General features: G+C 64.6%; 4 protein-coding genes and 1 pseudogene. 2 read left to right on the plus strand and 3 right to left on the minus strand.

What is annotated here, in order from left to right:
- Positions 1-208: 208 nt before the first annotated feature.
- Genes ACODSP_RS27855 through ACODSP_RS27865 form a run of 3 tightly spaced genes read right to left on the minus strand, consistent with a single transcriptional unit; the run spans position 209 to position 7,254 of the window.
- Positions 209-958, minus strand: a complete 750-nt coding sequence (locus ACODSP_RS27855) for a hypothetical protein (protein WP_488968763.1) — start codon at positions 956-958, stop codon at positions 209-211.
- 20 nt (positions 959-978) lie between these two features.
- Positions 979-3,468, minus strand: a complete 2,490-nt coding sequence (locus ACODSP_RS27860) for an RHS repeat-associated core domain-containing protein (protein WP_488968764.1) — start codon at positions 3,466-3,468, stop codon at positions 979-981.
- Between the two features lie 18 nt (positions 3,469-3,486).
- Positions 3,487-7,254 carry an RHS repeat domain-containing protein gene (locus ACODSP_RS27865; protein ID WP_488968765.1) on the minus strand — a complete coding sequence of 1,256 codons (3,768 nt, stop codon included), beginning with the start codon at positions 7,252-7,254 and terminating at the stop codon, positions 3,487-3,489.
- A gap of 533 nt (positions 7,255-7,787) precedes the next feature.
- Between ACODSP_RS27865 and ACODSP_RS27870 the strand changes: the two are divergent.
- Together ACODSP_RS27870 and ACODSP_RS27875 are read left to right on the plus strand one after the other, a co-directional pair.
- Positions 7,788-8,054: pseudogene (locus ACODSP_RS27870) on the plus strand (transposase); the annotation flags it as partial.
- A 106-nt stretch (positions 8,055-8,160) separates the two neighbouring features.
- A partial coding sequence (locus tag ACODSP_RS27875; RefSeq protein WP_488968766.1) for an IS1380 family transposase occupies positions 8,161-9,548 on the plus strand: 1,388 nt, incomplete at its 3' end.

Genomic DNA, 9,548 nt, shown 5'->3' on the forward strand with positions numbered 1-9,548 from the left:
ATCAGCAACGATCCAAACCGGATCATGTCAATTGGAACCAGAGACTGGGCGTGGGTCAAAACCTAAGGCTCTTGGTATTAGGTATTGGATGCGGGGGCAGGATTTGGCCGATGTCATGACAATTTATCCGTGAACATATAATCAAATATTTTCCAGATAGATGGTGAATACCGTCATCAAGAAATTCGGGTCGGTTCGTCGTGAAGGCTCAATGCAGGCGTGGCTTTTCCGCTGCCAGAATGAAGGCCGCCTTGTCGAAAAAATGCGCCCGGCCGAGATGATCCTTGATCTGCTCCTCCAGAGCCCAGCCTTCGCCGGTGCCAATCAGGGCTGAATCCTCATAGGCGCTGACAAGGATGCCATTCGGTAGTTCGCGCACCCGGCCGACAGGACAGGCCAGCAGGCGGTCGCGGCCCAGCCGCTCGATCAACGGCGGCCCGAGGAAACTCTGCCAATAGATGCCGGGAATGGTGCCGAGAACATGGTGGCCTTTAAAACTTTCAATTGATCCGGCCCTTTCCTTGGTCACGGCATGATAATGGGGCAGCTTCACATAATGCTTGTGCCAGCTATCCGCCTGGGTCGTCAGATGGGCGAATGCCGGATCGAAATGCCGGATCAGGAAATCGAAACAGTCAAGGGCCCGACGATCCCCGGCATTTTTCGCCAGCCATAAATCGCCCCCCCAGGGGAAAGGTCTTGGGTCCAACCCCTTCGTCTTGCGCCAGTTGAACGAGACGGACATTTTGGGCTTGGCCTTGCGGGCAAACATCATCGACCGGAGCAGCCAGGCCTGGACCAGTTCCTCCATAGTCGTGTCCGCGAACGGCTTGCGGACCGGCTGGCCATAGCCATAGCGTTCCGGCCGCAAGGCGGGATCCAGCCGCTCCAGCCACTCCGTCAGCAAGGCGCGGGCAAAGGCCGGATCATCGAATATCTTGTCCGTGTCGAATGACATTAAATAATCTGTATCCATGTTCAACATGCCTTTCCATCTTTGCCGCACCGCAAGACTTCGCTGTCGCGTAGAACGGTCTGGGAGACCTGGGCATCCTCCCGGACATAGACATTGTGCGGTTGACTTCGATTTTGAGCCAGCTCACGCTGTGCCCGGAGTTGCGCGCTGTCCGTCACATAATTGCCGGACTTGATTTCACTCACCGCGTCATTGGTGAGCGAGTCCGGGATGGTCTTGCCGTGGCTTGTACCAAACTTGTTTCTGTTCTTCACCAGCCCATTGGCGTCACGCACCACTTCCTCAAAGCGCTTTCCCTGTAATGCATTCCCGGCAATTCTTTCCGCAGCACTCAGCGTGGATTTCAGCCCCTTGACGCCCGGCCCCAAGATCTTACCGCCTGGCGCGATACCGGCAACAAGGGCCACGCCTCCCAGCAGGCTTGGCTCCCGCTCAAATTCGGCAAGACCTTTCAGATCGCCTACGAGCGGGACGAAATCCATAACGGCCATCGCCGTTTCGGATTGGGCAATGGCATGGCCAAGTTCCAGACCGCTGGCGACAAGCCTTTCGTCCTGCGACGTGCCGCAATAGCAAGCCAACCCCGTTGGGTCGACGCCCATGGTTGGCGCGTTCCTGACATAGGCATAGCGGTTGAGCCCATCCTTGATGCCGATGGGATCGAGCTGCATCCACCTCCCGTCCTGCGGATCGTAGGCGCGGTTGGGTGTGTGGTACAGGCCTGTTTCGGCATCGTACCGCATCCCGGCATACCGGAACTGCGGCCCGGCTGCGGCGGCCTGGGGTGAGTTGCCATAGGCGTCGTAGGTGTAGGCCCCGCCCAGCTTGCCGTCCGGCCTCAGCCAGCCGATCACGCTGCCCTGCCGGTTGGGCAGCAGGCGGATCAGGCCGCCGACCGGGGCGTGGATGGCGATGGCCGCACCGCCGGTGCCCGAGGCGCGGATGGTGCGTTCCTTCAGGGTGCCGGCGGCGTCGTAGGTTCGCCACTCGACCCCGTCCAGTTCCAGGTACAAGGTCGTGACCCCGTTCACCTGCTTCCAGGCGCGTCCGCCTTCAGGGTAATAGCCATAGGTCGCGGCCATGCCCGGCGCGTTGGCACCCACCAGCATGTTGCGGCTGTCGTACCGCCAGGTGCGGCCGGCGGCTCCCGTGCGGTTGCCACGACCGTCATGGCTCTGCGGGACCCCGTCCACCCTGGTCAGGGCGTTGATGGGCGAGGCGGGGTCGTAGCTGGTGGTCTTGGCCTGCGCCGCCGGCGGCTGCCACAGGAAGGAGGGGTTGCCCTGGCTTTCCCAGTCCAGCTGCCCCGCCGCGTCGTAATGGTAGGTGGCTGCCAGCGATCCGCCGGACCAGCCATGGCCCAGGCCCGTCAGCTGGTCGGCCAGATCGTAATCATAGTGGCTGGACGCCGCCCCGCGCGTGGTGTCCGTCCGACGGCCCAGCAGGTCATAGACATGGCTGGTCACCGGCACCGGGTCCCCGCCCAGGCGCACCGCAGTCACCCGGTTCAGGCCGTCATGCTCCCACCGCACCTCCCCGCCCGACCAGGATGCCTTCGTCCGGTTGCCCGCCCCGTCATGCTCGAACGCCATCAACACCACAGGTGCGGCACCCGCCACGCCCACCGCCGGGCGCGGCAGGGTCACCGTCGAACTCAGCCGCCGGCCGGCACCGTCATAGGCGTGGCTGCGCACAACAGCACCACCCGCCTTCTCCTGCACCACGCGGCCCAGCCGGTCATAGCCATAGAAGGACACCGCAAGGCCGGGGCGCGTCACGCTGAGCGGGCGGTTCAGCGCGTCGTAGGTGGTCGTGCTCACCGTCTCGTCGCGCTGGCTCAGGCTCGTCAGATTGTCGTTCGCGTCATAGAAATACAGTTCGACATTCAGAAGCTTTGTCGGGTCGCGCGGATGCGGCGTCGCGTCCGGATAGCGCAGCCGCGAGAGGCGGCCATAGCCGTCATAATCATACCGAAGCACATGCCCGCGCGGATCGGTGATGGACGCGACCTGCCCATCGGCATAGCGGGTGTAGCGCGCACTTTCCTGCGCCAGCGGCGTGCCCACTGCCGCCTTCTCCGCCTCCACCTGGCCCGCCGCGTCGTAAACCGTCTCCGACACCCGGCCCAGCGGGTCGATCGACCGTTTCGGACGGCCCGCCAGATCGTATTCCGTCACGGTCACGCGGTTGAGCGGGTCCGTCACCGCAGTGACGCGCCCATCATCATCATAGCCAAAGGCGGTGTCCGCCCAAGGCGTCGCCGCCAGCCCCGTCGCCCGCCGCACATGCTCCACCCAGCCCTTGGGGTTGCGGTCCCATTCGATCCGCCCCCCGCCCGGCAGCGACATCGCCTTCAGCCGCCGCGCCGCGTCATAGTCCGCCGCCCGCTCAAAGCCGCGCGGATCGGTCAGTCGCTCCAGGTCGCCCGCCGCCGTCCAGGCATAGGACGTTGTCAGGTTCAGCCCGCCGGCATCGCGCACCGACCCCGTCATCACCTCAAGCGCGGGGGCTTAGGCGTAGGTGTCGACATGGCCGTCGGGATGCACAAGCCGCCGCACCCGCCCGAACCCGTCGTAATCCTCCAGCCGCGTCACGGCAGACAGGGTGGGCGCGCCGGGGGCCGACGCGTCCGCCGCCTCCGGCGCCGTCACCTGCGTCAGGGCGCCCGTGGCATCGTCATAGAGATAGGTGGTGACCGCCCCCCGGGCATCCGTCACCCGCACCGGCCTGTTCCAGCGCGGATGCCAGACCGTCCGCTCCTCCGTCCTGCTGCCTGCCAGCGCAGAACTTGGGCGCGCCAGCCGCCGGCGCGCCGAGACATTGCCCCGCGCGTCATAGTCGCTCTCAAGGGCACCGCCCATGGCGTCCACCTGCCGTACCGGCCGGCCCAGCCCGTCATAGTCCGTCCGGCTCTCCCGGCCCAGCGGGTCGAGCGTGCGCACCGGCCGGCCCCGGTCGTCGTACCAGGTCTCCCGCACCGCCCCCACCGCGTCCTTCCAGGACCCGGCCCGGGGACCCGGCGCATAATGGCTGAGCCCGCCCGTGGCGTTGGCCAGGCTGCTGACGCGCCGCCAGGGATCGTAGGTGACGCTGAGCGCCGCGAACGCGTCGCCGCCGCGCGTCACCGACAGCAGCGGCAGCCCGTACAGCAGGTCCTCGGCGATCGTCCCGGCAGTGTCGCGTTGCGCATAGCGCATTGTTTCGCCGGCGGGGTTGGTCACCTCCACCAGTTTGCGAGCGTGGCGCAAGGCGCGGAAATCCTGTGCCCCCTGGGATGTCGCATATTCATTGCGCAGGCTTACGAAACGGCCATTGCCGTCCGTCACGCCGATGATCGTCTGGTCGGAGGCGGGGATGCTGTAGGTGAAGTCCAGCCGTCGGCCTAGATTGTTGGCCACCCGTGTCAGCTGGTTGCTGACACCGTCATAGGTCCAGGTGACCTTCATGCCATAGGGGAAGCGCCACTCACTGATATAAAGCCCGTCCGGCCATTCCATCGTGCAATGGGCCGACACGGCCAACGCATAGGGGCAACTGTCCCTCCAGGTGAAAACCTGTTCCGACCCGTCGGCCAGGGTACGCTTGTAGGCCAGATTGTCGTTGCGATAACGCCAGAAGGTGGGCAGGGTCTCGTTACGGCCACGGTCGGCAACGAAGCGGAAACCCGTTTGCTCAAGTTTGTCCCCGCCGCCGGCATTGGGGAAGAAGCCGTTGCCGTTCGAGCGGCGCACGAAGCTGACGCCGCTGCCGTCGCCCGTCGTCACCGTCACCAGGTTGGTTTCCAGCCGCCGCAGCCACCAGTCGCCGGCCACAGCCCCGGCCAGCAGCCGGTCTGGCGTCACCCCGCCCCGGAACATCTCCAGCAACGCCGTCAGATAGGCCAGGCCCGCCGATCCATGCACGGGCGCCGTGCGGCCCAGCCCCGCCATGCCGCTGCTGCCCTCCGACAGGCGGATATCCAGACCATGCGACCAGCCCGGCACCAGGCCCGGGCTGCCGCCATGGCCGCCGCGCCAGGTACGCTGGAACGCCAGCCCATAGGGAAACGAACCGCCGATCGCGATGTCGGGGGGCGGGCTGAAACTCAGATCGCCGCTGCGCAGATCGACATCGGTCTTGAGGAGGGCTTCTTCCGCCTGTTTGCGCACGCGGTCGGCGGAGGCATCCGCCGGGTCCAGCCGGCCCAGTGTGGGGCCGACATTGACCCCGCTGCCGCCCTTCAGGCCCGTCAGCGCGATGGGGTTCTGGCCCAGGGTCAGGTAGGAAACCCGATCATCGCGCACCGCGATCAGAGCGCCACCGATGCTTTGCACCCAGCAGCAGTTGAGAGACTGCTGTGGCGGCATCCCCTCCGACCCCGGCGTTGCCGGATTGGGGTACCGGCTCTTGTCGCGCCCGGGGCCCAGGTCCGCCGCCGTTGGGGTCAGCACACGGTAACCCTCTGCGACCCACGGAGCCACGCGGTCGCGCACGGCCTGCGGGACCGTGGCGAGGTTGGAGACGTCAACCCAGTGGAAACTTTCCGGGGACCGGGTGGGAACCGTCTGCCCATGCGGCGGAGGTGGGGAATTGGCCCAGGCCAGCCGGCTGGTCGCCGCCGCCACGTCGGGCTGGGGGTTCAGCTCATAGAGCGCCTGGGCCTCCAGCGTGCTGGACGCGCTGGCGATGGTGTGGATGACCGCCGTACGCGTGGCGGCACTGTTGTCGCGCGCCACGACGCTGAAGGCCGGTTCCGCATCCAGCGTCAGGATGGCGTCGTTCAGGGCCGCGTAGCTGTTCAACCCGAACGGCGCCGCCACCAGCCCGAAAATGCCGTGCGGCTGATGCACCGCCTTGCCGATCGTGGCCACGGTCTCGGCCATACGGCTATGCAGCGCCAGCCAGTTGGCGGCCAGCATGACCTTCGACTTCTCGCCCCGGTCCAGCCAGGGCTGGGTATATTCCGCCTCCGAACATTGCCCACCCCCGGGCGCCGTCCCCATCGGTAATCCCCACAGAGGATGTGTCGGCACCTCCGGCTGGCAGGTCCCCGGCTGCGGCGTCTGGTAGAATCCGCTGCTGGCCGACCGCCCCCGGTCCAGCGCCGCCTTCACCTCCTCCGTCGTCTCGCCCAGCCCCACCACGATGGCGGCCGGCACCATCAACGGCACGGATCCGCGCACGAAGCTGCGGTCCATATAGGTGCCGCCAGCTGCGGCATAGGGCATGTCCACGGCGAGGCTGATGTCGTAATAGGGCTGGAACAGGGCCGGACCCGTAGTGTCCTCCCACTCCACGCTGTCCACCCCGCGCACGCCGACCTTGATCTTGGGCTTGAACTGCTCGCTATGCGGGCCGTTATTGTAGGACAGGGGCGCCAGGTTCTCGATCAGGAACTCACGCCCATAGACCGTGTCGCCGAAATAGCTGCGCGTGAAGGTGCCGGCGCCCGCCTGGTTGAATTTCACCGACAGAGTCAGGCGGACCCGGAACGCATCCGGCAACGCACGCGGCCAATCCGTCAACAAGGCCGACACGGTGTAAGGCAGCACGGTGGGCAACGTGCCAGCATCCGCCGCAACGATCCGCCCACCCACCACCTGTTCCCAAGGTGCCGCCGGCAAATCGGCGTCGATCTTCTGCTCCAGGGCTTGCGCATAATTGCCCAGGGCCATGGCGATCGCACCGGCATTCACTCGGCCCGCCGCCAAGTCCGGCGCGCCGATGCCGGACTTGGCCTGATCCAGCAGCATGGCGGCACCGCCGCCCATCGCCGACGGCAGATCGAGACCCGCTACGTCCGTGTATGGCTTGAACGAGGGGGCCAGCAGCACCGCTTTGCCGGAAACCGTAGCCGACGCAACAACATGCAGCAATTCCACCGACGTGACGACGCCCTGTCCGTTCACCCGGGCGACGAAACCGCCATTGGCCAGGAACGCCCGTGCCGCATCCACCTGCTCCAGGCCTGTCCAGCCCTTGAACTGTGCGCCAGTCAAGCTGACCCGGGCCAGCCGGTAGGAGGCCTGCACGCCGACCGTCCGTAGCAACTGCACCAGCAGCTGCACCTGGTCCAGCGCCGTTCCGTTCCCGTCCAGCACGGCACCGCGCGCACCCTTTTGCAGACCGAAAACCGGGACGTTGCGGATGTTGTTGCGCACATAGGCGTAGATGCGGCCAGGGTCGTTGCGCAGGGCCTGCGCAAGCGCTGCGACGCTTGGATCGATCTCCTCTGCGGGACTGATGAACGAACTCCAGTCGCCCGCAACCTGATCCGGCGATGGCAAAGCCGGCGCCACACCAATCTGCGCCGTCGGGAGGGGCTGCGACCAGGCAGCGCCGGAAGATGAGCAAATAAGGAGAAGCGAGAGGCACAGCGCGATCAAGGGCGATCGCCGGGAAATTGACGGCGCCGATATCCAGGAGAGGCTTCTCCGGCTCATACCCATCGCGCCCTCATCGCTCAGCGTTAGTCATATGCTATTTTCATACGGTATTCTTTTTGGGCTTGGCAATCATCGTTTTTATGTACAGGATAGAATTACATTCAGATGCATCATTGTATTCGTGATTTTCAGTCCAACCGCAGTGATTGTTCACAATGTGCTGAGTATTTCTTTCTCATGAGCCTACATTGCCACGCATGCTGTCTCACGTGAAGCGAGTAGAGTTGCAGTAAGTGCTACACAAGGTGGAGGGAACGAACTTGCTACGCCTTTCTGTTGTCATTCTTGCCTTGCTGTCTGGTCTTACTCTGCCTGCCGGAGCACAGTCTGGACTTGCCCGGAAAAAGTGGAGAGCGATATCCTGAAAATCGATAGGGTATCGAACCATTACAGACGACAAGAAACGCGGGCGCGGGCGTCACGCCAAATTCACTGAAGAATTCCGGTCCGAAGCCGTTCGCCTCGTGCAGACGAGCGGGCGTCCCCAACAAGCCATCGCCAAAGATCTCGGCATTGGCCTTTCGACGCTCGGGAAGTGGGTCTCAGCGGCAAAGGAAGCCGATCTTCTTTCTGGGCCGCATGAAGATACGGCAAAGGAAATGGCGCGATTGCGCAAGGAAAACGAGCTCCTGCGGCAGGAGCGCGACCTGTTAACCTGAAAAATTCGTCAGGCTGGCGGGTGTAGCCCTAACCCTTTGATCGGATGTAGAATTCGGGTGCTGACGCCGAAACTCACTGATCTGGGGAACCACACCCGCCATGGGCGAATCTACGCGGACTTTGCCGGGCCTGTCACCCGTTTCTGCCAAGTTGATCGATGCCCGGTTTGACGGCGGCAGCCTGTCTTCCGACACCGGCGTGTTGGCCCTGCGCGAGGTGGAGAGGTGGTTGGGGATCGCTGACAGATTGGCAGGCTGTCTGCGGGATGACCGCGTGGCGGAGCGGGTCAGGCACAGCCTGGCCGACATCATCCGGTTCCGCATGATGATGATCGCCTGCGGGTATGAGGATGGCAACGACGCCAGGAGCCTTCGGATTGATCCGGCCTTCAAGCTGGCCTGCGACCGGCTGCCCGGCGGGGCCAATCTGTGTTCCCAACCTACCATCTCCCATCTGGAGAACATGGCGGACACAAAGGCCCTGATCCGCATGGGGCGTGCCATGGTCGATCTCTACTGTGCCACGTTCCGCCAAGTGCCAGGGCGGATCGTGCTGGATATCGACGACACGTTCGACACCGTTCATGGCGGCCAGCAGTTGCGCCTGTTCAACGCCTATTACGATGAGTATGGCTTTCAGCCCATCGTCGTGTTCGACGGAGAGGGCCGCATCGTCACCGCCACCCTGCGTCCGGGCAAGCGGCCCACCGGCAAGGAAATCCGCGCACATCTGCGGCGCATCATCGGAGCCATCCGGGCCAACTGGCCCCGGGTCGACATCCTGCTGCGCGGCGACGGGCACTATGCCACGCCCGAGGTGCTGTCCTGGTGCCGGGGAAACCGTGTTGACTTCATCCTCGGCCGGCCCCAGACCAAGACGCTCCGCCGCTATGTCAAGACCCTGGAGGCCAGCACCAAGGCCCGGGCCAACGGAACGGACAAGGTGCGTCGCTACAAGGAATTCTACGATGCCGCCGCCAGTTGGGCCCGGACCGAGCGCATTATCGCCCGGGTCGAGGCCGGGCCGCAGGGCGTGGACACACGGTTCATTGTCACAAGCCTCACCGACGGTCTGGCCAAGCAGCTCTATGAGCGGACCTACTGCCGGCGCGGCGACGCGGAAAATCACATCAAGGCCTGGAAGGCCCACCTGGCATCCGACCGGACCTCCTGCTGTCGGGCCAGCGCCAACCAGATGCGGCTGTTCCTGCACACGGCTGCCTATTGGTTGATGTGGAGCCTGCGGTCGCTGATGCCCAAGCGCTCGTCCTGGCGGGTGGCGCAGTTCGACACCTTGCGCCTCCGGCTCCTGAAGATCGCCGCCCGCATCACCGAGTTGAAGACCAAAATCGTCGTCAGCCTGCCGACATCCTGTCCGGTGCAAGCCGTCCTGGCCCTGGTCCTGACCCGCACCACACGGATCGTCACCTTAACAGGGTGCGGGAAAACCCCCTTCCGTCGGGCTGGCTGTCGTGATTCGATCCTGGG

The sequence above is a fragment of the Niveispirillum sp. FG156 genome (genome assembly GCF_057809555.1).